The organism is Stenotrophomonas rhizophila (assembly GCF_020857975.1).
Classification (GTDB): Bacteria; Pseudomonadota; Gammaproteobacteria; order Xanthomonadales; family Xanthomonadaceae; genus Stenotrophomonas; species Stenotrophomonas rhizophila_C.
Genome location: NZ_JACWUO010000001.1, coordinates 432,173 through 455,125, shown reverse-complemented (window position 1 = coordinate 455,125; position 22,953 = coordinate 432,173). Strand labels below are relative to the sequence as shown.

The 22,953-nt window shown below is 68.4% G+C and carries 20 protein-coding genes; 10 read left to right on the top strand and 10 right to left on the bottom strand.

Features of this window, described 5'->3' with window-relative positions:
* Together IC535_RS01945 and IC535_RS01940 are read left to right on the top strand one after the other, a co-directional pair.
* Positions 1 to 438, top strand: a 438-nt coding sequence (locus IC535_RS01945; protein ID WP_228884879.1) for a hypothetical protein, incomplete at its 5' end; no start/stop codon positions are given.
* Complete coding sequence (locus tag IC535_RS01940; protein ID WP_228884908.1) at positions 425 to 1,615, top strand: benzoate/H(+) symporter BenE family transporter; 1,191 nt, start codon at positions 425 to 427, stop codon at positions 1,613 to 1,615. The genes IC535_RS01945 and IC535_RS01940, both read left to right, overlap by 14 nt.
* A gap of 5 nt (positions 1,616 to 1,620) precedes the next feature.
* Here IC535_RS01940 and IC535_RS01935 read toward each other — a convergent pair whose 3' ends face one another.
* The 4 genes from IC535_RS01935 to egtB all read right to left on the bottom strand — a co-directional run bounded on the left by IC535_RS01935 (position 1,621) and on the right by egtB (position 6,923).
* Complete coding sequence (locus IC535_RS01935; RefSeq protein WP_228884878.1) at positions 1,621 to 2,346, bottom strand: GYF domain-containing protein; 726 nt, start codon at positions 2,344 to 2,346, stop codon at positions 1,621 to 1,623.
* Between the two features lie 32 nt (positions 2,347 to 2,378).
* A complete protein-coding gene (locus IC535_RS01930; protein ID WP_228884907.1) occupies positions 2,379 to 4,541 on the bottom strand; it encodes a lytic murein transglycosylase in 2,163 nt (720 codons plus the stop codon).
* A gap of 109 nt (positions 4,542 to 4,650) precedes the next feature.
* Positions 4,651 to 5,625, bottom strand: a complete 975-nt coding sequence (gene egtD / locus IC535_RS01925) for an L-histidine N(alpha)-methyltransferase (RefSeq protein WP_228884877.1) — start codon at positions 5,623 to 5,625, stop codon at positions 4,651 to 4,653.
* Positions 5,622 to 6,923 carry an ergothioneine biosynthesis protein EgtB gene (gene egtB / locus IC535_RS01920; RefSeq protein WP_228884875.1) on the bottom strand — a complete coding sequence of 434 codons (1,302 nt, stop codon included), beginning with the start codon at positions 6,921 to 6,923 and terminating at the stop codon, positions 5,622 to 5,624. The genes egtD and egtB overlap by 4 nt, the downstream gene beginning before the upstream one ends.
* Positions 6,924 to 7,106: 183 nt before the next feature.
* Here egtB and IC535_RS01915 point away from each other — a divergent pair, with 183 nt between their 5' ends.
* The gene (locus IC535_RS01915; RefSeq protein WP_228884873.1) at positions 7,107 to 8,417 is read left to right on the top strand and encodes a GGDEF domain-containing protein; all 1,311 of its coding nucleotides are present in this window, start codon (positions 7,107 to 7,109) and stop codon (positions 8,415 to 8,417) included.
* On the opposite strand, the gene IC535_RS01910 is transcribed toward IC535_RS01915, so the two are convergent.
* The gene (locus IC535_RS01910) at positions 8,396 to 8,785 is read right to left on the bottom strand and encodes a YchJ family metal-binding protein (RefSeq protein WP_228884872.1); all 390 of its coding nucleotides are present in this window, start codon (positions 8,783 to 8,785) and stop codon (positions 8,396 to 8,398) included. The two genes, IC535_RS01915 and IC535_RS01910, sit on opposite strands and share 22 nt — an antisense overlap.
* Positions 8,786 to 8,923: 138 nt before the next feature.
* On the opposite strand from IC535_RS01910, the gene IC535_RS01905 reads away from it, so the two are divergent.
* A complete protein-coding gene (locus IC535_RS01905) occupies positions 8,924 to 9,700 on the top strand; it encodes a sulfite exporter TauE/SafE family protein (protein WP_228884871.1) in 777 nt (258 codons plus the stop codon).
* On the opposite strand, the gene IC535_RS01900 is transcribed toward IC535_RS01905, so the two are convergent.
* From IC535_RS01900 to folE, 5 genes are all read right to left on the bottom strand, one after another.
* Positions 9,697 to 10,878 carry a Wadjet anti-phage system protein JetD domain-containing protein gene (locus IC535_RS01900; protein WP_228884870.1) on the bottom strand — a complete coding sequence of 394 codons (1,182 nt, stop codon included), beginning with the start codon at positions 10,876 to 10,878 and terminating at the stop codon, positions 9,697 to 9,699. The genes IC535_RS01905 and IC535_RS01900 overlap by 4 nt on opposite strands.
* Positions 10,879 to 10,907: 29 nt before the next feature.
* Entirely contained in the window at positions 10,908 to 14,279 is a 3,372-nt protein-coding gene (locus IC535_RS01895; protein ID WP_228884869.1) for an ATP-binding protein, read from the bottom strand.
* Between the two features lie 19 nt (positions 14,280 to 14,298).
* Positions 14,299 to 15,000 (bottom strand): DUF4194 domain-containing protein, encoded by a 702-nt coding sequence (locus IC535_RS01890; protein WP_228884868.1) that lies wholly within the window; start codon positions 14,998 to 15,000, stop codon positions 14,299 to 14,301.
* Positions 14,987 to 16,456, bottom strand: coding sequence for a DUF3375 domain-containing protein (locus IC535_RS01885; protein WP_228884906.1), 1,470 nt, complete (start codon positions 16,454 to 16,456; stop codon positions 14,987 to 14,989). The genes IC535_RS01890 and IC535_RS01885 overlap by 14 nt, the downstream gene beginning before the upstream one ends.
* A gap of 94 nt (positions 16,457 to 16,550) precedes the next feature.
* On the bottom strand, positions 16,551 to 17,153 hold the full coding sequence (gene folE, locus IC535_RS01880) for a GTP cyclohydrolase I FolE (RefSeq protein ID WP_228884867.1): 603 nt from the start codon (positions 17,151 to 17,153) through the stop codon (positions 16,551 to 16,553).
* A gap of 160 nt (positions 17,154 to 17,313) precedes the next feature.
* Between folE and IC535_RS01875 the strand changes: the two genes are divergently transcribed.
* The 6 genes from IC535_RS01875 to IC535_RS01850 all read left to right on the top strand — a co-directional run bounded on the left by IC535_RS01875 (position 17,314) and on the right by IC535_RS01850 (position 22,950).
* Positions 17,314 to 17,769, top strand: coding sequence for a MarR family winged helix-turn-helix transcriptional regulator (locus IC535_RS01875; RefSeq protein WP_228884866.1), 456 nt, complete (start codon positions 17,314 to 17,316; stop codon positions 17,767 to 17,769).
* Between the two features lie 83 nt (positions 17,770 to 17,852).
* A complete protein-coding gene (locus tag IC535_RS01870) occupies positions 17,853 to 18,062 on the top strand; it encodes a DUF1656 domain-containing protein (RefSeq protein ID WP_228884865.1) in 210 nt (69 codons plus the stop codon).
* On the top strand, positions 18,059 to 18,964 hold the full coding sequence (locus tag IC535_RS01865; RefSeq protein WP_228884864.1) for an efflux RND transporter periplasmic adaptor subunit: 906 nt from the start codon (positions 18,059 to 18,061) through the stop codon (positions 18,962 to 18,964). The genes IC535_RS01870 and IC535_RS01865 overlap by 4 nt, the downstream gene beginning before the upstream one ends.
* The gene (locus IC535_RS01860) at positions 18,961 to 20,418 is read left to right on the top strand and encodes an efflux transporter outer membrane subunit (protein WP_228884863.1); all 1,458 of its coding nucleotides are present in this window, start codon (positions 18,961 to 18,963) and stop codon (positions 20,416 to 20,418) included. The genes IC535_RS01865 and IC535_RS01860 overlap by 4 nt, the downstream gene beginning before the upstream one ends.
* A gap of 4 nt (positions 20,419 to 20,422) precedes the next feature.
* Complete coding sequence (locus IC535_RS01855; protein ID WP_228884862.1) at positions 20,423 to 22,471, top strand: FUSC family protein; 2,049 nt, start codon at positions 20,423 to 20,425, stop codon at positions 22,469 to 22,471.
* 83 nt (positions 22,472 to 22,554) lie between these two features.
* Positions 22,555 to 22,950, top strand: a complete 396-nt coding sequence (locus IC535_RS01850; protein WP_228884861.1) for a hypothetical protein — start codon at positions 22,555 to 22,557, stop codon at positions 22,948 to 22,950.
* The last annotated feature ends 3 nt before the right edge of the window (positions 22,951 to 22,953 follow it).

The following is a 22,953-nucleotide window of genomic DNA, read 5'->3' as shown; positions in this document are numbered from 1 at the left end:
TGTGCCCCGACGTTTCCGTCGTTGCGAGCCGCCCATTATAGCTGGCTTTTCCGCCTCGTCAACACCTTTTTTCAAGGCCGCCGCACCGAAGTGGACGTTGTTGCCGATGCTGCTTCGTCGTGTGACCCGAAGGCCTTTTCACCGAAGCGAGCCGCCTATTATGTCAGGCTTTTCGTTTCCGTCAACACCTTCGTTGGAAGGATGTTGATGCCGCTTTGGCGTGGTGTTCACCGGGGTGAAGACCGCGTCGCAGCGAGGGAGCGAATACTAAAGACTTCTGCAAATTCGTCAAGGCTTTTGTCGATCTTTTTCATCGCAGCGTCATCGTTGCGTGCTGCCCGGCACACAGCGCGGCAGCACGCGCGTTGCGCGTGCTGCCGCAGGCTTGCTAACAATGCATCTCTTGTTGTCGGGGGTGCATGCGATGTCGGTGGGTAGCAAACGTTCGTTGTTGCGCGATGTGTCGTTGCCGTCGGTGATGGCCGGCTTCATCACGGTGCTGGTCGGCTTCGCCAGTTCGGCGGTGATCGTGTTCCAGGCCGCACAGACGGTGGGCGCATCGCAGGCGCAGATCGCCTCGTGGATGTGGGCGCTGGGGCTGGGCATGGGTGTGACCTGTATCGGCCTGTCGCTGCGCTACCGCGTGCCGGTGGTGACGGCATGGTCCACCCCGGGCGCGGCGATGCTGGTGGTGGGGACCGGCGCGGTGGGCTACTCCGACGCGATCGGTGCCTTCGTCCTCGCCGCGGTGCTGGGCATGATCGCCGGCTTCTCGGGGATCTTCGCCCGGGCGATGCGCCGGGTACCGATGGCCCTGGCCTCGGGCATGCTCGCCGGCGTGCTGCTGCGCTTCGGGCTGGAGGTGTTCGTCTCGATGGGCACGCAGTTGGCGATGGCGCTGGCGATGTTCGCCACCTGGCTGGTCGGGCGGCGCCTGTTCCCACGCTATGCGGTGGTGGCCACCCTGCTGGTGGGCATCGCGGTGGCCGGCGGCCAGGGCCTGCTGCAGCTGCAACAGGTACGGCTGGAATGGGCGGTACCGGTGTTCACCACACCCACGCTGTCCTGGCCGGCGGTGTTCAGCATCGCCCTGCCACTGTTCGTGGTGACCATGGCCTCGCAGAACATTCCCGGGGTGGCGGTGATCCGCGCCTGCGGCTACGACACGCCGGTGTCGCCGGTGATCGGCTGGATCGGGGTGGTCAATACGCTGCTGGCCCCGTTCGGGGCCTTCGGCCTGAACCTGGCGGCGATCACCGCGGCGATCTGCATGGGCCGCGAGGCGCATGAAGACCCGGCGCGGCGCTACACCGCCGCGGTGGCCGCCGGTGCCTTCTATATCGTGGTGGGCCTGTTCGGGGCGACGGTGGCGGCGGTGTTCGCGGCCTTCCCCAGGGAACTGGTGGCCTGCGTGGCCGGCATCGCGCTGTTCGGCACGATCGCCAACAGCCTGGCCGGCGCGCTGCGCGAGGAGGCCGACCGCGAGGCGGCGCTGGTCACCTTCCTGGTGACCGCATCGGGGCTGTCGCTGGCCGGGATCGGTTCGGCGTTCTGGGGCCTGGTGGCCGGCGGCATCTGCCTGCTGGTGCTGCGGCCACGGAGCGGGCGCGGCTAGCCGGCTCAGGCATCCAGCAGCAGGGCCGTGGCGAGGTTCACTGCGACGAACAGGGCTACGCCGACCACCACGGCCAACCAGCTGGTACCGCCCCGCGCGGCCAGCTCGGCCTGCAGGTCCGGCCCCTGCCCGCGGTGGGCAGCGCTTGCCGCACCGATCTGGCGCGTGGCATGGCGCAGGTACAAGTGGTTGCCCACCACCCCGGCGGCGACGGCAATGGCGATGCTGATGATGGCGGAAATGCTGCCGCTGACGCCGATCAGCAGCTCGATGCTGGAAATGACCAGCATCGCGCCAAGCCAGAGCGCGGCCACCGCGTACATACGGCGATACAGCATCCACAGCGCCCCGAACAGGAAGGCGGCCCAGTTCCAGGTGCTGACGCTGTCGGGGTTCGGGTTCTGGTCCAGATTCCACTTGCGGCGGTAGACGGGGAACCTGGGACCGACGAAGGCGGCGTAGGCCTGCATGGTCTCGTTGAGCGGTGCGGGCACCGGCGCGCCGACTGACGAGGCTGGCGCGGCGTAGGGATCATGGGTTGGATCCGGTGCACGGGCGGCCCTCAGCTCGGCGATGCTGTGCAGGGGCTGCCACTGCTCCAGGCCCTGGCGCCAGACCAGGGTGCCGGCTTCAACCTGGCCCTGGGCGTGCAACTGCTGCAGCTGCCCGGTGGACAGCGGACCATGGCGCTGCTGCTGGGGATCGGCGTAATACCACTGGGTATCGGTCATGACTCGCTCCTTGAGGGATCGCTGGCGCCCGGTTACAGCGGCAGCACGCGGAAGGTCTGCACCAGCGCGTGCCGCGCCCCCGGGGCGAGGGTGACCACGTCCGGGCCGGCGTTGGCCGCTTCCAGGCAGACATAGTTGCGCCAGCCGGCGCCGACGTCGACCATCTTCGCCGCACCGGCCTGCCCGGGGTTCCAGGCCACCAGCGAGCGGCTGCCTTCGGTGCTGATCTCGATGCGGCGCTTGAGCGTGGGGTCCTTCAGGACATAGCGCCCGCCGGCATGGGTATAGATGCGGTCGCTGCGGCCGGGATCGCGCGGGTCGCGCAGGCTCCAGTCGCCGCGCTGGACGCGGGGGGTGGCGTAGTTTTCGAACTTGTCCAGGTAGGTCAGGCCATCCAGGCCCTCGACGCTGACCTGCAGGGCATCGCCGACCTGGAAATAGTTGTGCAGCGCCTGGGTGAAGCTGAGCGGCTGGCTGCCGGTGTTCTCAGTGAGCAGGCGCTGTTCCAGGGTGCGGCCGATGCGCAGCTGCATGGTCAGGCGCAGGGCCAGGTTGTCCAGCGCCGGTGGTGCCAGGGTCAGCACGACGGTGCCGTCGGCCTCGCGGCGGGCGTCCTGGAGCGTCCACGGCAGGTCACGCACGAAGCCATGCGACGGTACATCGGTGCCCTGCCCCTGACGGCCGAAGTAAGGCCAGCACACCGGGCTGCCGCCGCGGATCGGGGTGGGCAGCGCCTGGGCGCTGGGCGAGAGCCACAGTACGTCCTTGCCGCCCTTGGGCACGTAGGACAGCAACTGACCACCGAACACCGACACCGCGGCGGTGGCGAACGGGGTGTCCACCTGCCAGGCCGGGAAGCCCTGCACGTTGGCCAGGCCAAGGCCCTCGAGCCTGGGCAATGCGGCCCCGGGCGCGGCCGGCGACTGCAGCAGGCGGGTACGGTTGGGCGGCAGCGGGAACACGCTTGAGGCAGGCAGGCTGGATGCGGGCATGGGCGTCGGCGGGGTCGGGAGGGGAGGCGCGGTGCGCAGGGCGGTGAGGATGCGTTGGCCGGCACGGCCGTCGGGGTTGGCCCAGCCCAGGCGCTGCTGTTCGGCCTGGATGGCGCGGCGGGTGGCGGTGCCGACCATGCCGTCGGCGGCGCCGATGTCATGGCCGCGCGCGAGCAGCAGGGTCTGCAGTTCGCGGCGTTCGCGGCGGCCGATGCCGGGGTCGTCGGTGGGCCAGGCCGCGACCGTGCCGCTGCCGCCGCGCAGGCGGTCGGCCAGGGTGGCGATGGCCAGCGCGTAGCTTTCGGCGGCGTTGTAGGCGTAGATCGCGTCGTAGTTGCGGAACACCAGCCAGGCCGGGCCCTTGGCACCGGTGGGCAGCAGCAGCGCGGCATTGCTGTCGGCCGGCAGGCCGGCCGGGGCCAGCGCGCCGCCGCCGACCGGCACGATGCCCAGCGCGCGCCAGGCCGCCAGCGGCTTGCGCTGGGTACGCCCGGCCACGGCGGGATTGAAGCCGGCAGGCAGGTTCACTTCGATGCCCCATGGCTGGCCGGTGCGCCAGCCGGCCTTGGCCAGGTAGTTGGCGGTGGACGCCAGGGCATCGGGAATGCTGGCGACCAGGTCGCGGCGACCATCGCCATCACCATCCACGGCAATGCGGGCATAGGTGGACGGCATGAACTGGGTGTGGCCGAATGCGCCGGCCCACGAGCCGGTCAGGCCCTCGGCCTGCAGGTCGCCGGCGTCGAGCAGCTTGAGCAGGGCCAGCAGTTCGCCGCGGAAAAACGGCTGGCGGCGGCCGTTGCACGACAGCGTGGCCAGCGACTGCAGCAGCGGGCGCTTGCCGAACACCCGGCCGTAATCGCTCTCCACGCCCCATACCGCCACGATCGTGGCCGGGTCCACGCCGTACTGGCTGGACACGCGGTTCAACAGGTCGCGGTGCTGGGCCAGCAGCGCGCGACCGTCGTCGACGCGCTGGCTGTCGACCAGGGCGGCCAGGTAATCCCACAACGGGGTGGTGAACTCCGGCTGCGCATCCAGCAGCGGCAGCACGCTCAGGTCCGGGCTGAGCCCGGCAGTGGGGCGGCTGAAGCCGGCCGCGCTGACGCCCTGCTTGAGCGCCTGCGGCTGCAGGCTGGCCAGGCAGCGGTCGAATTCGTCCTGCGGCGCGGCCTGCGCGGCGGCGCTGCCCAGCCACGCCATGGCCAGCAACGCTGCGGTGAGGCATTTCATTGGCGGGAATCCTTGCAGCCAGTGTTGAACGGCATGATAGCCGCAAGCGTCGAGGCGACGGGCCGATGCGGCAGATTGACTACAGCGGCTGCAACAGCCGCAGCCCGAATGCTGGTTCGGTCGCGTTCCAGTGCGCGCTGACCCGCAGCCCGGCCTCGGCGGCCAGTGACGCGAACACCGCGTCGGTGTACTTGTGGCTGTATTCGACCGTCATCGCTTCGCCCTCGGCGAAATCGAAACGGCGGCCGGCCACCTGCACGGTCTGCGCGCAGCGGCTGACCAGCTCGGTTTCGATGCGCAGCCGCGGCACGCTGTAGCGGGCGCGGTGGGCGAAACCCTCGAGGTCGAAGTCGCTGCCGATCTCGCGGTTGAGCCGGGCCAGCAGGTTGAGGGTGAACGCGGCGGTGATGCCGGCCGCATCGTTGTAGGCGGCCTCGATCAGGGCCGGGTCCTTGTGCAGGTCGATGCCGATCAGGGCCAGGCCGTCGCTGCCCATGGTCCGGCGCATCGCCTGCAACAGCGCCACCGCGTCGGCATGGACGAAGTTGCCCAGGGTGGAGCCGGGGAAGAACAGCAGCCGGCGCGTGGCGGCGCGCTGCGGGGTGGGCAGCTGCACCGGGGCGGTGAAGTCGGCGCAGACCGGCAGCATTTCAATCTGCGGCAAGGCGGTGGCCAGCCGCGCGATGCTGGCCAGCAAGGCCGCGCGCGAGATCTCGATCGGGGTGTAGGCGACCGGATCGGCCAGGGCGTGCAGCAGCAACTCGGTCTTGCGGCCGCTGCCGCTGCCCAGTTCGACCACGTGCAGGCGTGGGCCGACGGCGACGGCGATGTCGGTAGCGCAGTCCTGCAGCAGTTTCAGTTCGGTGCGGGTGGGGTAGTACTCGGGCTGGCGGGTGATCCGTTCGAACAGCGCCGACCCGCGCGCGTCGTAGAAGTACTTGGATGGCAGCTGACGCGGCCGCAGCGACAAGCCCTGCAGGATGTCGGCGGTGATCCGGGCGCGGTCGGGCTGCAGGTCGGTGAGCGCTTCGAGCGCGTCGCTGACCGTGCTCATGCCGCGTCCCGGGCCAGGCGCAGGCCGGCGAACTGCCAGCGCGCCGAAGGCGCGAAGAAGTTGCGGTAGCTGGCACGCACGTGCCCTTCGGGGGTCGCGCAGCTGCCGCCGCGCAGGATCCATTGGCCGTTCATGAATTTACCGTTGTATTCGCCCAGGTTGCCGGCGAAGGGACGGAAGCCCGGGTAGGCGCCGTAGGCGCTGCTGGTCCATTCCCAGACATCGCCGAACAACTGCAGCAGGGCGGTGTCGGTGGCCTGCCCGGCCGCGCTGGCGCCGGCCGGATGCAGTCGGTCGGCATCGGCGAAGTGGCCGTGCAGCGGTTGGCCGCTGGCGGCGGCCTCCCATTCGAACTCGGTGGGCAGGCGCGCGCCCTGCCAGCGGGCATAGGCGTCGGCTTCGAAATAGCTGAGGTGGCAGACCGGCGCGTGCGGGTCCAGGGCCTGCCAGCCGCCAAGGGTGAACTCGCGCTCCAGCGCATCGTCCCAGTACAGCGGGTGCTGCCAGCCTTCGGCCTGGCACAGCGCCCAGCCTTCGCTCATCCACAGGGTGACGTCGCGGTAGCCACCGGCCTGGATGAACTGGCGGTACTCGGCGTTGCTGACCGGGCGGTTGGCCAGCGCATGGGCGGGCACCAGCACGCGGTGCCGCGGTGATTCGTTGTCGTAGGCGAAGGCGCCGTGCCCGGGCCAGGCCGGGGCGCCGATCTCGACGATCTGTTCGGGGCTGCCGCGCCAGCGCAGCGGGATGGCGGTCGCGCTGGTGCGGACCAGGTCGTCGCGGTAGGCCGGCTGCAGCGGGTTGCTCCACAACGCATGCTTGATGTCGGTGAGCAGCAGCTCCTGGTGCTGTTGTTCGTGGTGCAGGCCGAGCAGCAACTGGTGGCTGGCCTGCGCATCGAGCGCATTGGCCTGCAGCAGGCCGATCACCTGCTGGTCGACCAGCGCGCGGTACTGCAGCACCTGGTCCAATGATGGCCGCGACAGCAGCCCGCGCTGCGGGCGCGCATGCGCCGGCCCAATGCTCTGGTAGTAGCTGTTGAACAGGTAGTGCCAGTCGGCGTTGAACGGTACATGGCCGGGCTGGGTGGCCAGCACGAAGCGTTCGAAGAACCAGGTGGTATGGGCCAGATGCCATTTGGCCGGACTGGCATCGGGCATGCTCTGTACCAGGGCGTCTTCGGCACTGAGCGGGCTGGCCAGCGCGATGCTGCGCGCGCGGATGCCGGCATAACGCACGGCCAGCGGTGCCGGGGGTGCGGCCGTGGTCGGCGGCGACGGGGCAACGGCGATATTCATCCCGTGCAGGATCGACCAGCCGGGGTGAGCGCAACGTCATGGCAAGGCTCACATCGCGTTACACCGCCCACGCCGCCACTCAAGTTGACTGCGCGCAGGCCGCTACCGGGAAGACCATCGCCTGCGTGTTCCGGTTTGCACGATGCAGCCCTGGCGCGCCGGCCCACACCCGTGGAACCGTCCTTGCGCGATCACCTGCTACGCCAGCCTGGCCACTACCTGTTCGTACTGCCGGCCGCGCTGGTGGGGCTGGGCGTATGGTCGGCCACGCCGGCCGACGAGGTGGCCAGCGCGGTGCACCGCATCCTGCCGCTGGTGCTGACCTGCCTGGGCGTCGGCCTGGGCCTGATCTACAACCGCGTGCGCGCGGTATGCCTGCTGCTGGCGATCGCGCTGGCATTTGCGATCCTGCACGGGCTGGTGGGCGGTTTCCTCAACACCGGCGCGGTGACCGCGCTGACCCCGCTGCTGTTCCACGCAGTGTCGGTATGGCTGCCGCTGCTGATGGCGCTGCATGGTCTGTGGCCCGAGCGCGGGCGCCTGCGCCAGGACCTGCTGCTGCGCGGGGTGGTCAGCGGCGCGGCGGTGGGGACGTTCGCCCTGCTGGCCGCACAGGGGCCGCAGGGCATGCACGACCTGCTCTCGGACCAGCATTGGCCCTGGTTGCCGACCGGCTGGAGCCGGCTGGCGCAGCTGCCCTCGCTGGCGTTCGTGCTGGCCCTGGCCGGGCTGGCGGTACAGGCGCTGCGCCAGCCGCGGCCATTGCATACGGCGATGCTGGTCGCGCTGCTGGTGGTCTGGGCGATGCTGCCACGGGTGTTCCTGTCGCCGGCACTGCTGCCGGCACTGGCCAGCGCCGCGCTGCTGCTGCTCGTCTCGGCGATGCTGCAGGAGTCCTTCCACATGGCCTTCCGCGACGAGCTGACCGGGCTGCCCGGCCGGCGCGCGTTGAACGAGTGCCTGCAACGGGTGGGCGCAACCTACACCATCGCGATGGTCGATGTGGACCACTTCAAGCGCTTCAACGATACCCATGGCCACGACAGCGGCGATGACGTGCTCAAGCTGGTGGCCGCACGGCTGGCCGCGGTGGGTGGCGGCGGCCGCGCGTTCCGCTATGGCGGCGAGGAGTTCGCGCTGGTGTTCCTGGACCGCCCTGCCCCGGCCTGCGTGGATGCGGTGGAAGCGGTCCGGGCGATGGTGGCCGACACCCGGCTGACCCTGCGCGACCGCGCGGCGCGGGCCGCCGACGATGCGGTCGGGCGGTTGCAGCGGGGCCGTGGCGGCCCTGGCGTGGTGGTGCAGGTAACGGTGAGCATCGGCGTGGCCGACAGCCGCGCCGGCGATGGCCCGCAGGCGGTGATCAAGGCCGCCGACCAGGCGCTGTATGCCGCCAAGGACGCCGGGCGCAACTGCGTGCGCGCACACGGCCTGCAACGGGCCGTGGCGGTGCGCAGCAGCGGCGATGCCGCTCAGGGCAACGCGTCGAGATAGAACCAGCGGCCGTCTTCGCGCACGAAGCGGCTGTGTTCTAGCATCTTTACCGCGCTGCCGCCGCCGACCTTGTAGCGCGCGGTGAACCTGACCCGGGCATGGTCGGGATCGGTGAGGCCATGTTCGTGCACGGTCAGCCCCAGCCATCGGGTGCGCTGGCCGGCCGGCTCCTCCAACGACAGTTCGGCCGGGCGGGTGCTGGGGTGCCAGCTGGCCAGCAGGTAATCCGGCAGCTGTTTCACGTAGGCGCTGTAGCGCGAGCGCATCAGCGCTTCGGCATCGGGCGTCGGGGCGCCGGCATGGTACCGGCCGCAGCAGGCGGCGTAGGCCAGCGGGCGGCCGCAGGGACAGGGATCAGGTGTGCTCATGGGCGCATTGTCGCGCGTTTGTCCGGGTACGCCGTAGGTACCGACCGTTGGCCGGTACGTGCGCGCGGCGTGCGCGGTGCTATCCGGTACCAGGGCCCGGGCGTATGCTGGCGCGCCTTGTGTCGCAGAGTTGCTGCCGTGCTGGAACTGGTTCCCCCTGAGCTGTTGTGGTTGGTGGCGATCGCCTTCATCGCCGGTCTGGTCGATGCCGCCGTGGGCGGCGGTGGGCTGGTGCAGTTGCCCGGATTGTTCACCGTATTGCCGCAGCACACCCCGGCGATGCTGTTTGGCACCAACAAGTTCAGCTCGATGTTCGGGACCGGTGCGGCGGCCTGGCGCTATGCGCGCAATGTGCGCTTCCCGTGGCGGCCGGTGCTGTTCGCCGCCGGTACCGCGTTCGTGTTCTCCTTCGCCGGCGCCACCGCGGTCAGCCTGCTGCCCAAGGATGCGGTGCGGCCGCTGGTGCTGGTGCTGCTGGTGGCGATGCTGGGCTACACGCTGTGGAAGAAGGATTTCGGTGCCCTGCACCGGCCGCGCGAGATCGGCCGCAAGGAGTTGGCCACCGCCTTGGGTATCGGCGCGGTGATCGGCTTCTACGACGGGTTCTTCGGGCCGGGCACCGGTAGCTTCCTGATCTTCCTGTTCGTGCGCTTCTTCGGGCTGGATTTCCTGCGCGCCTCGGCCGCCTCCAAGGTGGTGAACCTGGCCACCAACGTGGCGGCGATCTCGTTCTTCGTTCCCACCGGCAACATCCTGTGGCTGTTCGCGCTGCCGATGGCCGCGGCCAACATCATCGGCTCGGTGGTGGGCACGCGGTTGGCGCTGCGTGGCGGCACGCCGTTCATCCGCAAGCTGTTCGTTGGCCTGGTGGTGGTGCTGATCGCGCGGATGGGCTGGGACACCTTCGCCGGTTAGTCCGCCAGCTCAGCACGCAGCCGTGCAATGGCGTAGTTCCAGTCGATCCGCTCCTGCTCCAATCGTATCGATGCCCCGTAGCGTCCCGAGCGGAGTTGAACATAGAACGCCGCTTCGTCGGCGGTCAGTCGCGGGAGGGTTGCAGCCTGATGCACGACGTCTTCAACGCCGACTCGATCGGGAGGACAGGACAGGAGGGCCTGCTCATCCATCAGCACCGAGACCACGTGCGGCAAGTGCGCGCGCAACCTGTCCAGAATGGCCAGCCCGTGAGTATCGATATCTCCCCAATAGAAGACGGGCAGGCTGGCGAGCCACGGTACGCGACTTGAATACTGGACCGCGTACCCTTTCGCCATCAGCACCAGTGTTCCAGGAAGTCCCTCACAGGCAAGGCCGGTTTGCAGGTTCTCCACGATCAACACCCGCCGGACAGGGATCTCCAGGCGAGCGAGCTGCTCAATCGGCACGGCCAGATCATCCAACCCACCAAGATGCGCCGCCAGCGCAGCATCCGGCACGCGCATGCGCACTCGATCTGGGAGCTCCCGCAAGCCCGCACGCTCTGCGAAGCGGCTGCCGCCCGAACCCGGCCGCAGTACCGCCAATGCATCACCCAGAATGCGCGCTCGGCCGGTCAGCCATTTGCTGTCGATACCGGAAACCGGTATCTGGCGCGGGTAGAGACCGCTCGATGGGTTCATCTCCAGCCAGCGAAGCACGCCGATCACGCGCTCCAGCTCACCCTCGGGGGCGTCACCCAGCATATCGAAATGGGCGTTGGCCAATCGGACGTGCAGATCCCCGGCATCCGGCCACGCACGCTGAAAGCGCTCCAACGCGGCCAAAGCACGTTGCCAGCGGACGGTCTGGCCGAGCGCCGCTGCGACCGCGGATGCATCACTCAGACGCCAGTGCGTAGGCAATGCCTGCGGACCCAGCCTCGACCAGGTCACATTGCGGATGGTCACACCTTCGACGGGCTGCCAGGCCTTCAGCCAGTGACCGAACTTCCTGAAGCCATCCTCGCTCTCGACCAGGCTCTGCGACGGCTCGTTCAATGCGATCAGCTCGGGCCAACTGCCTTCGCCGAGTAACCACTGACCGCGACGCCGTCGCCAGCGTCGTTCAAGCTCGGCCAATGCAGCCGCTGGAAGGAGCATGCGGGTAGGTGCCATGCCCCATCATCGCATGCCTTCCAGCCAGATCAGTCTTCCGCTCGCTCGGCGACGGCGCGGGTGCGTTCTGGCAGCTTGAGCCGTTTGCCCTCTTCGTCGTACTCGATCAACAGCACCCCGGAGTCGTGCCGGCCACTGATCTCAACGAAGCAGGCGCCGCCGATGAAGGGCTCCAGCGTCATCACCGATTTCAGCGGCGTTGCCACCACCATCTGGAAGCCGAAGTTTTCGAAGATGTTCATCGCCAACGCGGTGAACTCGTTATCGGCCTTGTCGAACGCTTCGTCCAGCACCACGGCGGCATAGCTGGGCAACTGACTCTCGGCCCCACCCAGCTGGTATCGCAGCGCAGCGGCCAGGCATGTCGTAGCCAGCTTCTGCCGCTGGCCGCCGGACTTGCCGGCGCCACTGCGGTAGATCTCGACCTGCTGGCGGGTTGCGGCGTCCAGCTCGACGCCGATGAACTCCACATGCAGGCGCACGTCGAGCACGTTTTCCCGCCAGCGCTTGTCCTCGCCTTCCTGCGAGCCAAGCCGCTTCACCAGCTCACGCAGCACGGCAAACTGTGCCTCGGCCACCTCGCGCTCTTCGGTCTGATGATGCGAGAGCACGTCACGCAGCTGCAGATGGAACTCAAGCACCTCGGGCAGGCGCCGGTCACTGAGCTCGATGGTCAGCAGCGTGCCACGGTTAAACGGTACCTGCTCCAGCGAGGCATTGACTTCGTCCAGCCGCTGGCCGATCGACTTGCGCGCCTCGGCACTGTGTCGTTGCAGTGCCAGCAGGTTGTTCTTGCTCTGGTTCTGCAGCAGGTCAAAGAAACGCTCTTCATGCTGAGGCAGGCCATCGCGCTCCAGACGCGCCAGGCGTGCGAGGTAATCGTCTGCCGAGGCAACCGACGCGGTAAAGTCGCCCGACTCCTCCGGCCAGGCCTGCGCGAAGCGGCGGAAGCAGGCGACCAGCTGCGATTCGACGCGGTGCACGTCCTGCTGCGTGGAGGCCAGATTCTCATTGATGCCCTTGCTGATCTCGCGCATCTGGTCTTCGAGCGTTTCGAGGCTGAAGCCACCGAACGCGTCGAGGCGACGCTGAAGTCCTGCTTCCTGGGTCACACCCAGTGCGGGCAGTACCAGCGCTCGGCTCTTCTGGCGCCTGGCGTCCTGCTTGTCGCGTTCGCGGGAGAGTTCACGAAGTTCGACGCGCGTGTCCTCATAGGTTCGCTTCGCCTGCTCGATATCGGCGCGGGCGCGGTCGATCTGCTGGGCCAGACGGGCCAGATCAGCGTTGCCGTCCCGCAGTTCCTGCAGGGCCGATGCGATGTCCTGGAGTCGCTGGACCGCGGTGGCGACATCAACCTCCTCCCAAGCGAAGTTGATCAGCTGGTTGCAGGCAAGTCGTCGATCGTTGTCGAGGTCGCGTTGGCTGCGCAAGCTCGCAACGTCCTGGTCGCATTCGGCGATGCGTTGCGCCAGTTCCTGCGCTTCCTTTCGGAACAGGGCGAGCTTTTCCCGGTTGTTGAAACCCAGAAGCCAACGGCGACGGTCGCCGATCGCATTGCGGTCGTCCTTCTCGAACCGGTCGCCGGGATGCTTGACCTGCCCTTCGCGCGAAATTCCTCGTTCGACATCGCGCAGTTGTTTGGCTTCGACGCACTCATAGTCGTAACGCTTGCCAAGTTCGCGACGCAGCCACGGCTCGAACACACTGTCGCGAAGCTCAAGCTTGTGCAGCAACGATCGCGCTGATGGCGAGCGTACGATCGCATCGTCGTTGCGGCGGACGCGATAGTAGGTCAGCCGCATGCCAAGGTGAGTACGATTCACCCAGGCATTGACCTCGTTGTAGTGCTTGTCTTCCACCAGCAACGACTGTGCGAAGCCGAACAATACACGCTCGATCGCGCCCTGCCAGGCTGCCTGGTCCTGGTGGACCTGGATCAGCTCACCGACGAAGGGCAGCGCGGCCTCGGGCACGCCCGTCTCTTCGGATAGCCGGCTGCGCAGCTTCTGCAGCGGCGCGGGAATGCTGGAGGGGGTGCGCTCCATGGCTTCCAGTTCTGCGCGAACATCGGCGAAACGACGAGTATCGTCCTGTTTGCCTGCCTGGCGCTCGGCGATCGCGTCATCCAAGGCCGCTGCCGCCTGCTGGCGATTATCGAGTTCGCTCTGCGCCCGCCCGATCAACTGCGCAAACCCATGCGCGTCATCTGGAAGGTCTTCCTGCAGTTTTGCTGCAGCCTGGCGGGCCTGCTCGCGCTTTGCTTGCCGGCGATCCTGCTCTGACTGGGCGCGCCCCTGTTCACGCTCAAGCTCTTCGATGCGCTCGCCGCCTTGCTGGCGCCGCTGCAGCTCAAGCTCAGCGAGGTGCTCCTCATGATTTACCAGTGCCTGGCGGCGCTGGGTTTCTTCTCCCTGCAGCCCACGATGGCGCACATCGATTTCCTGCAGGCGCTTTTCCAGCAACTGCTGCAGCCGCGATTCGCGGAAGCTGTCGAGGCCGAGCTTCAAGGTCTCCTCATCGGCGCGCTGCAGGTTCATTGTTTTCAGTTCGGCGTGCAACGCACGCGCGGGCAACAACGTTTCGACCTGGAGCCGGGCCGTGACCACCGACGTGTGCGCGCCATCCAGTTCGGCGAAGTCGCTGACCAACCGCTCGGCGGCATCGAACGTCTTGGGCGTATCCAGCATGAAGTCGCGCAGGAAGACGTTCAGGTCGCCGAGATTCTTGGCCGACTGCGTCTTGTGCAGCAGGCGCAGCGCCATCTCGTTGTCGATGCCCAGCAGGTGGCGGAAGCGCTCGGCATAGCCGGTGAAGCTGTCGAAATGGTGGACGTCGCCCAGGCGCTGCTTGAGCTTTCGCAGGTCCAGGTCGAAGCCGCCAAGGTCTTTGGCGATATCGAAAGGCCGCTCGGCGATCAGGTAGTGCTTGCGGACGTCGGCGGCTGCCGCGCCGTTGCCGGCGATCCAGAACAACCGTACCAAGCTGACCACCCGGCCGTCGCCAGCACGGTACTCCAGCACCACTGCCGTCCAGGTCGCACCCTTGCGCAGGTACTGAGTGGCAATTTCGCCGGTGCCACGGTCCTGCTGGTCAGCCCACGCGCCACGCACGTAGGACACCAGGTTGCGGTCGCGACCACTGCGCTCGGCTTCCCGTGCAGCCGCATTGAAGTCGACGATCGATGGGGGAACCAGCATGGCCGACATGGCATCCAGCAGGGTCGACTTGCCCGAACCGGAGCGACCCACGAACAGGAAGCCCCGTTCGGCGATCGGCACCTCGGTCAGTCCGTTGAACGTGCCCCAGTTGTGAACCTGCAGGCGGCGCATGCGGAACTGCTGCAACCGCGGATCAGGCAGGCCTTCGGTGAATAGGGCGGGAGTGTGCTTGGAGATGGCCATGCGTTATCGGTCGTTCCGTTCAGGCTTTAGCAGCCGGGGTTTCGCGCAACTTGCGGTAGACCGACGACAGTGCTGACACGTCTTCGGCGGAGAACAGCAGCTTCAGCGCCGGGGACACCTCGTGTCGATCTTCCTGGCCTGGCAGGCGGGTGAGGATGTGGTTCTCTTTCATTTTCTGCACGGCCGCCGCGACGCGACGGTTGAATCCGGCGCGGTCGGTGGAGAGGTTCTTCTCATAGATCGCCAGGGCTTCGGCCATCTCCGTCTCGGCCACTACGGCGCGATTGCCGCGTGCGTCGGCCTCGGCCAGTTGTTGGCGTAGATAAAGCAGCAGCACCGAGTCGATGAACGTCAACGGCGAGCTGCGCAGCAATACCGGCGCGTCGACGTCTTCGGTGTCGGCTTGGCGGGTGAAGGCAACGCCGCTGTCGCGGTCCAGCACCAGTTCCAGGAACAGGTCCGAGAGCGCTGAACGGATGGCCGCTTCGCTGCGGATCAGAGCCGGCCACAGCTTGGCGTGGCGCATCTGGTCGATACTCGGGCCTATCAACAGCTGGCACAGCGCTCGGCGCCCGTCGAGCGGCAGACGCCCGGTGTCGCCCATGTAGAACACGTCGCTGTTGCGCCGCGGCACCGGGGTGACGACGACCGGTTCTGCGTCGAGGTCATGGGCGCCGCCGTCGATCGGCTCGGCATCGTTGGAATCTTCATGCCAGTTCATGGCGTTTCTCCTGGGTGAACCAAACCAACGGGATGCGGGCGCGTCGCCACTGCCCATCGCCGCCACGCCAGTGTGCGGTTTCCTGCTCGCCATCGACCACTGTGCCGTGGCGGGTGCCAAGCGACAGGTAGCCGATGACGCTGCCCAGCCCCTGCGGCGCTTCACGTTGCGACAGGGCCTGGGCGATGCTCAGTTTCGGTTGAATGGCCAGTAGCTCGTGCAGATCGCGGCGTAGCGTTCGGAAGTCGATTTCCGACGAGGCCACCAGATCGCCGACGCTTTCCAATGAGATGCTGGCGGCGTCATTGCGCTGGACGCTGCCATCGACCTGCGCGGTGCGCGGATCGTGCAGTTTCCACTGCGACCACGATCGCAGTCGGCTGGTTGTGAGCTGGAGGTCGCGGCCGATGGGACGTTGGGCGGTGAATTCATCACGCAGCGCCAGTGCTTCGGATTGCGCCTGCTTGAGCAGCTGGTTGAGCCGGCGCTGCTCCAGGTATCCCCGGCTCTGCACGAAACCACGCAGGCTGCGCGCGAAGTGCTGCAGCACGTCGTGGACCTGGCCGCCACGGTCGAGCATCGTGCCGGTAAAGCCGCGCAGGAAGGCGCGCTCGTTGCGATCCAGCCGCCGGGCGAAGCCGCGCGCAAGCACGGTTTCCAGCGCAGCGTCGAGCTGGGCACTCTGCTCGGCATCGTTGAGCAGTCGCCAGAAGGCCTGGAAGCTGCGCCCCGCGTCGCTGTCGCCAATCACATCCACGCCCTCGAACAGCCGGGAGAGCACATCGCCGCGCTCGCTTTCATCGTCGATGATACGTTCACGGAACTCGCGGTTGAGGCGTTCAAAATCGTCGCGGACGCGGCGGAAGTCTTCGGTGAGGTCATCGGCCAAGGTGATGATCTGGCGCGCCCGTTCCAGCGCGCGCTTGCCGTCGAGGGTGACCACACGGCCCTCGCCTACCCTCGCAATCTCGGCGTCGATACGATCACGTTCGTCGCGCAGCGCCGACAGCCGTGCATCCGGATCGGACTCGGTCTGCGCGGCCAGCTGCGAGAGCTGCTCGATCACCAGCGCCAGACGGCTCTCGGTGGCGGCGACGCGACTCTGCTCCAGGCTGTCAGCGAAACGAATCGCCTGCAGAGCCTGGGTCGACAGTTCGTACTGCTCCTGATCGGCGCCGTCGGGCAGGCGCCGCTCCAGCCAGCCCTGTGCCAGCCAATGGGCAATGTAGGCTTGGCCGGTGCGCGGCAGCTCACGCGACAACTCTTCGCCGTTGAGCTGGTCCAGCGCTCTCTGCAACCGCTCATGCAGGACTGCAGCGGGCAGCGTGCGCTCGCCGTCCATCAGCAGGCTCTGCAGCAGCCCGATGATCTCCGGAGCGTTGGCGGCGGCCAGCAGCTTCCACTGCGGCTGCTCGCGCAGGATGCGATAGCGGGTGATGCGTTCGCGGTGCTTCATGCAGACAGGACATCCGGAAGACCGCCGCGTGGCCTGTTGCCGCGCGGCGGGAAAATTGCCGGCCCGGCCGATCGCAGCCGGACACCCAGTATGTTCAGCGTTTGCCGCCCACTTCGATGAAGCGCAGGAACTCGGCGCGGGTGCGCGCATCCTCGCGGAAGCTGCCCAGCATCTTGGAGGTGACCATGCTGACCCCGCGCTTGTGGATGCCGCGGGTGGTCATGCACTCATGCGCACCTTCCACCACCACGCCCACGCCGATCGGCTGCAGCACGTCCTGGATGCACTGGGCGATCTGCGCGGTCATCTTTTCCTGGACCTGGAAGCGGCGGGCATAGGCCTCGACCACGCGGGCCAGCTTGCTGATGCCCACTACCTTGCCGGCCGGCAGGTAGCCGACGTGCACGCGGCCGATGATCGGCGCCATGTGGTGTTCGCAGTGGCTTTCGTACTCGATGTCGCGCAGCACGATCAGCTCGTCGTAGCCGGCCACTTCCTCGAAGGTGCGCTCCATGTAGGCGCGCGGGTCGTCGCGGTAGCCGCTGAACCAGTCGCCGTAGGCTTCGGCCACGCGCCGCGGGGTATCCAGCAGGCCTTCACGGGTGGGGTCTTCACCGGCCCAGCGCAGCAGGGTGCGCACGGCCGATTCGGCATCGGCCTGGGTGACCGGGGTGGCGTCGTTGTCTTGCTTGCTCATTACATACAGCACCCGAAGGGGGGCGAGCATCGTACCCGACAGACCCCTCGGGCGTCCCCCCGGCGCGGGCCGGGGCCCGTCTTCATTGGGGCGGCGTTGGGCGGCGCTGCGCCCAAGGGTATTGATAGGGTCGAAATTAGTAGTATCCTATCTATCTGCCATGAAACGCACCCTCGACGAACGTACCCAGCTGCAGATGCAGCTCAGCTCCGGCCTGCTCTATGCAGGGCGGCAGTGGCAGCGCCTGGCCGACCAGGCGCTGGGCAGCTATGGCATCTCGGCGGCCTGCACCATGCCGCTGCTGCTGATCGGCCGCGCCGGCGGGGGTATCCGCCAGGTCGCGCTGGCCCAGCAGCTGGGCATGGAAGGCCCCTCGCTGGTGCGCCTGCTGGACAAGCTGTCGGCCAGCGACCTGGTCCGCCGCGAATGCGACGCCAGCGACCGCCGCGCCAACCTGCTGTGGCTGACCGACAAGGGCCAGGCGCTGGTCAGCGAGCTGGAAAGCCAGCTCATCGGGCTGCGCCGGGACGTGTTCGGCGAACTGTCGACCGACGAACTGCGCACGGTGCTCAAGCTGTGGCAGCTGCTGGCCGAGGCCGCCGAACGCGTGACGTAAGCCTGTTCCCCGTTGTACCGCCCGGTGTCGGCCCCTGACGCCGGGCGATCCCCTTTCCGCTCTCCTGCGAACCCTTTGCCTCGATGTACGGTGAATTCAGTTTCTATGGTGTGTTCGTCCCGACCCTGCTCGGGCTGATGCTGCTGGCCTACCTGCTCAACAGCGGGCTGCACCTGGTCCTGCAGCGCAGCGGCGCCTACCGCCACATCTGGCACCCCGCCCTGTTCAACCTGGCCCTGTACGTGATCGTGCTCGGCGGGTTGTTTTCCCTGATGCGTTGGATGCAATCGTGAACAAGACCCTCAAGCGTGCTTTCCCGGTCGTGCTGACCGTCGTGGCGGCGATCGCCGCGCTGCTGGTGCTGCGCCACCTGTGGGCGTACTACATGGACGAGCCGTGGACGCGCGATGCCCACGTCAGCGCCGACGTGGTGCAGGTGGCCCCGGACGTGTCCGGGCTGGTGGAGGCGGTGAAGGTGGCCGACAACCAGCCGGTCACCCGCGGCCAGGTCCTGTTCGTGGTCGACCGCGCCCGTTACCAGATCGCGCTGGAGCAGGCCCAGGCCGCACTCGGCGAACGCCGTGCCATGCTGGACCAGCTGCGCCGCGAGATCGCCCGCGACCGCAGCCTGTCCGACCTGGTCGCCGCCGAGGACGCCGAAGTGCGCCGGGCCAAGCTGCTGGCCGCTCAGGCCTCGATGGCCACCGCGCAGGCGGCGGTGGACCTGGCCAAGCTCAACCTGGCCCGCACCGAAGTGCGCAGCCCCAGCGATGGCCATGTCAACGACCGCACTGTGCGCGCCGGCGACTATGTCACCGCCGGGCGCCCGGTGATCGCGGTGCTGGATACCGGCTCGTTCCGCGTGGATGGGTACTTCGAGGAGACCCGCCTGCGCGGCGTGCATGCCGGGCAGAAGGTCGACATCCGCCTGATGGGCGAGGCCCAGCCACTGCAGGGCCACGTGCAGAGCATCGCCGCCGGCATCGAGGACCGCTACCGCAGCGAAGGCAGCAGCCTGCTGCCGAACGTGACCCCGGCCTTCGACTGGGTGCGGCTGGCCCAGCGCATCCCGGTGCGCATCCATATCGACACGGTGCCGGCGGGCGTGAACCTGATCGCCGGGCGCACCGCCACGGTCACCATCCAGCCCGATGCCAAGGCCACGTCGGCGCAACCGGCCCAGGCGGCGCTGTGAATCGCCCTGCCCTGCACCGCATCGCGCTGGGGCTGGCGCTGACCACGCTGGCCGCGTGCACGACCGTCGGCCCGGACTACGCCGTGCCCGCAGGGTCGGCCTTCCAGCGACCGGAGGCGAATGCGGCCTTCATCGACACCGGCAACCCGCAGGTGGCCGCCGGCGCCGAACTGCCGGCGCGCTGGTGGGAGCTGTACCAGGACGACCGCCTCAATGCGCTGGTGCAGCAGGCACTGCGCGACAACGTGGAACTTAAGGTAGCCGACGCCAACCTGCGCCGCGCCGCCGCCGTCTACGAGCAGGCGCTGGATGCCGGTGGTGTCGACTACGAGGCCGAGGCCGGGGTGAGCCGCGCGCAGCTGTCGGCCGAGTCGTTCCTGCTGGAGCACGAGCTGCCGCCGATCAGCCTGGCCGACGGCAAGTTCGCCGTGTCCTACCAGTTCGACCTGTTCGGCAAGCTCAAGCGCGCCGCCGAAGCCGCGCACGCCGATGAGCAGAGCGTGGCCGCCGCGCTCGACCTGGCTCGCGTCTCGCTGGTGGCGCAGGTAGCCGGCAGCTACGTGGAGATCTGCCACGCCAACCATGAGCTGCACGTGGCCGAGCACTCGCTGCAACTGCAGCAGCGCAGCCGCGAGGTCACCCAGCGGCTGATCGACGCCGGCCGTGGCACCCCGCCGGAGCTGGCCCGCGCCAATGCCCAGGTGGCGATGCTGCAGGCCGCGTTGCCGCCGCTGCACGCCCACCGCCAGGCCGCCGAATACCAGCTGGCCGCCCTGCTCGGCCGCACCCCGGGGCAACTGCCCGCTGGCGTGGCCGACTGCAGCCAGGCGCCTACCCTGGCCCAGCCGCTGCCAGTGGGCGATGGCCGTGCGCTGCTGGCGCGCCGCCCCGACGTGCGCCAGGCCGAGCGCCGGTTGGCCGCCGCCACCGCCCGCATCGGCGTGGCCACCGCCGAGCTGTACCCGGACATCCGCCTGGGCGCCTCGCTGGGCGTGGCCGGCCTGCTCGAGGATGTCGGCCAGCCGCTGACCCGACAGTGGTCGATCGGCCCGCTGATCTCCTGGACGCTGCCGTCCTCGGGCACCCATGCGCGCATCCATGCCACCGAGGCCGGTGCCGATGCGGCCCTGGCCGAGTTCGACCACAGCGTGCTGCAGGCGCTGCGCGAAACCCAGACCGCGCTCAGCCGCTATGCGCAGGACCTGCAGCGGTTGCAGTCGCTGCAGCTGGCCCAGCAGCAGGCCGCGCTGGCCGCCAGCCAGAACCGCCGCCTGTACCAGGGCGGGCGCACCTCGTATCTGGCCAGCCTGGATGCGGACCGCACGCTGGTGTCGGCCGATGCCACCCTGGCCCAGGCCCAGGCGCAGGTCTCGCGCGACCAGATCCAGCTGTTCCTGGCGCTGGGCGGGGGCTGGAATGCCGACGCCGTGGCCCCGCGCTCGGCCACGAGGTAACCCCATGTTGCTGCTGGACCGCCAGGCATGGCTGTTTTCGGTCAAGACCTTCCTGGCCGCACTGGCTGCGCTGTACATCGGCCTGGCCGGCAACCTCTCGCGCCCGTACTGGGCGATGGCCACCGTCTACATCGTCACCCAGCCAATGCTCGGCCCGACCCGCGCCAAGGGCGTGTACCGCGTCCTCGGCACGCTGATCGCCGGGGCGGCCACGCTGTGGATGCTGCCGCACCTGGTGGAAACCCCGTTCCTCCTCAGCGCGGCGATGTCGCTGTGGTTGTCGGTCTGCCTGTTCGTGGCCCTGCTCAACCGTGGCCCGCGCGGCTATGCGTTCCTGCTGGCCGGCTACACCACCGCCTTCATCGGTTTTCCCGCGGTGACCTCGCCGGACACCATCTTCGACACGGTGGTGGCGCGCAGCGAGGAGATCATCCTGGGCACGGTGGTGGCGGTGCTGTTCGCCTCGCTGTTGTTCCCTACCTCGGTGCGGCCGATGCTGCGCGCGCGGATAGGCAACTGGATGGGCGATGCGGCGCAGTGGTGCCGGCAGATCCTGCTGCGCGGCCAGGCGCACGCACCGCGCAACCGGCTGGCCGCCGACCTGGTGCAGTTCGACGCGCTGATCGAATTCCTGCGCCGCGACGACCCGCGCCACGCCGGTGCAGCGGTGTCGATGCAGCAGCTGCGCGACCGGATGCTGCTGATGCTGCCGGTGCTGTCGTCCATCGCCGACCGGTTGAGTGCGTTGCGCGCCGGTGGCCGCGCGCTGCCGCCAGGGCTGGAGCCGTTGGTGGCCGACATCGCGCAGTGGCTGGAGACGCCGGGCCGCGCCGGCGCCAGCGGGTACGCGGCGCTGCGCGAGCGCATCCTGGCCTTGAAGCCGGCCGTGGATGGCGAGCTGGACCACCTGCTGCTGGTCACCCTGCTGCTGCGCCTGGAGGAGCTGGTGGACCTGTGGCAGGACTGCGCCACCCTGCAGGAGGCGATCGAACGCGGCGATGCCCCGCGCGACACCGCGCACTACCGCATCGGCGCCAGGCGCGTGGGCGATGCCCGCCACGTCGACTACGGCATGGCGCTGTTCTCCGCCGCCAGCGCCGGCATGGCGCTGATGACCTACTGCGCGCTGTGGATCACGCTCGGCTGGGAAGGCGGCGGCAATGGCGCGATGATGGCCGCCGTGGCCGCCGCGTTCTTCGCCGCCCAGGACGACCCGGCGCCGAGCATGCTGTCCTTCCTGCTGTGGGCGATCGTGGCCAGCCTGGTGGCCGGGGTGTACCTGTTCGGCGTGTTCCCGGCGGTACACGACTTCGGCAGCCTGGCGCTGGTATTGGCGGTGGTGTTCCTGCCGGCCGGGCTGCTGCTGCACAAGCCGCAGACCGCGTTGATCGGGCTGCCGCTGATGGTCAACCTGGTGGCGCTGCTGAACGTGCAGAACACCTACAACGCCAATATCCAGAGCTTCATCAATTCCTCGGTGGCCATGTTCATCGGTATTGGCTTTGCGGTGATGATGACCCGCCTGTTCCGCTCGGTCGGCGCCGAGTGGACCGCGCGCCGGCTGGTGCGCCAGGGCTGGACCACGCTGGCCGAGGCCGCCGAAGGCCGCGGCCAGCAGGACCGCCAGCAGTTCGCCGCGCGCATGCTGGACCTGCTGGGCCTGCTCGCCCCACGCCTGGCGGCCACCCCGGAAGGCAGCGACATCGCCTCGGTGGACATGCTCACCGAAGCCCGTATCGGCCTGAACATCCTGCAGCTGCGGCGCGCCCGCCACGGCCTGCCGCCGGCCAGCGTGGAGGCGATCGAGGCGATCCTGGACGATGTGGCCACGCACTACCGCGCGCAGGTGGCACGGCGCGGCCCGCTGCCCGCACCGGCCGGTCTGCAGGCCAGGCTGGAGGCGTCGCTGCGGCGGGTGCAGACGGTGGCCCCGGGCAAGGCGCGCGATGACGCGCTGATGGGGGTGCTGGGGCTACGCTTTGCGTTGTTCCCGGAGGCGCCGGTGGCGCAACCGCACGCCGCTACCGCCGCTGCGCTGCCGTCACCGCGCTGAACCGCGCCGGGGCGGGCCGGCCGGCCCATGCCGATCAAGGCTATCCTGCCGCATGCATTTGCGCATGGAACAAGGTGATCCCGATGAGTTACGACCTGATGGTGTTCGACCCCGCCGTGGCCCCGCGTGAAGCGGAAGCCTTCCTGCAGTGGTACGACGCGCAGACCGAGTGGAACGAAAAGCACGACTACGACGATGCAGCGGTGTCGGTACCGGCGCTGCAGGCATGGTTCGGCGCGATCGTCGAGCATTTCCCGCCGATGGACGGCCCGCTGGCCGACGACGAAGACGAGCGCCCCGAAGTGACCGACTACAGCATCGGCCAGCACGTGATCTACGCCTCGTTCGACGACGAAGTGGCCGAGAACGCGCATGGCCTGGTGCAGGTGCTGGCCAATACCCACCAGGTGGGCTTCTTCGATGTCAGCGGCGACGGCGCCATCGTCTTCCCCGACGGCACCGTGCTGATTCCCGAGTAAGCT

Bases quoted from the DNA above. Each gene is read 5' to 3' on its own strand.
- IC535_RS01940 (WP_228884908.1), top strand. From the start codon at position 425: ATGTCGGTGGGTAGCAAACGTTCGTTGTTGCGCGATGTGTCGTTGCCG.
- IC535_RS01910 (WP_228884872.1), bottom strand. From the start codon at position 8,785: ATGAGCACACCTGATCCCTGTCCCTGCGGCCGCCCGCTGGCCTACGCC.
- IC535_RS01875 (WP_228884866.1), top strand. From the start codon at position 17,314: ATGAAACGCACCCTCGACGAACGTACCCAGCTGCAGATGCAGCTCAGC.
- egtD (WP_228884877.1), bottom strand. From the start codon at position 5,625: ATGAGCACGGTCAGCGACGCGCTCGAAGCGCTCACCGACCTGCAGCCC.
- IC535_RS01935 (WP_228884878.1), bottom strand. From the start codon at position 2,346: ATGACCGATACCCAGTGGTATTACGCCGATCCCCAGCAGCAGCGCCAT.
- IC535_RS01895 (WP_228884869.1), bottom strand. From the start codon at position 14,279: ATGGCCATCTCCAAGCACACTCCCGCCCTATTCACCGAAGGCCTGCCT.
- IC535_RS01870 (WP_228884865.1), top strand. From the start codon at position 17,853: ATGTACGGTGAATTCAGTTTCTATGGTGTGTTCGTCCCGACCCTGCTC.
- IC535_RS01855 (WP_228884862.1), top strand. From the start codon at position 20,423: ATGTTGCTGCTGGACCGCCAGGCATGGCTGTTTTCGGTCAAGACCTTC.
- egtB (WP_228884875.1), bottom strand. From the start codon at position 6,923: ATGAATATCGCCGTTGCCCCGTCGCCGCCGACCACGGCCGCACCCCCG.
- IC535_RS01885 (WP_228884906.1), bottom strand. From the start codon at position 16,456: ATGAAGCACCGCGAACGCATCACCCGCTATCGCATCCTGCGCGAGCAG.
- IC535_RS01930 (WP_228884907.1), bottom strand. From the start codon at position 4,541: ATGGCGTGGCTGGGCAGCGCCGCCGCGCAGGCCGCGCCGCAGGACGAA.
- IC535_RS01900 (WP_228884870.1), bottom strand. From the start codon at position 10,878: ATGGCACCTACCCGCATGCTCCTTCCAGCGGCTGCATTGGCCGAGCTT.
- folE (WP_228884867.1), bottom strand. From the start codon at position 17,153: ATGAGCAAGCAAGACAACGACGCCACCCCGGTCACCCAGGCCGATGCC.
- IC535_RS01890 (WP_228884868.1), bottom strand. From the start codon at position 15,000: ATGAACTGGCATGAAGATTCCAACGATGCCGAGCCGATCGACGGCGGC.
- IC535_RS01850 (WP_228884861.1), top strand. From the start codon at position 22,555: ATGAGTTACGACCTGATGGTGTTCGACCCCGCCGTGGCCCCGCGTGAA.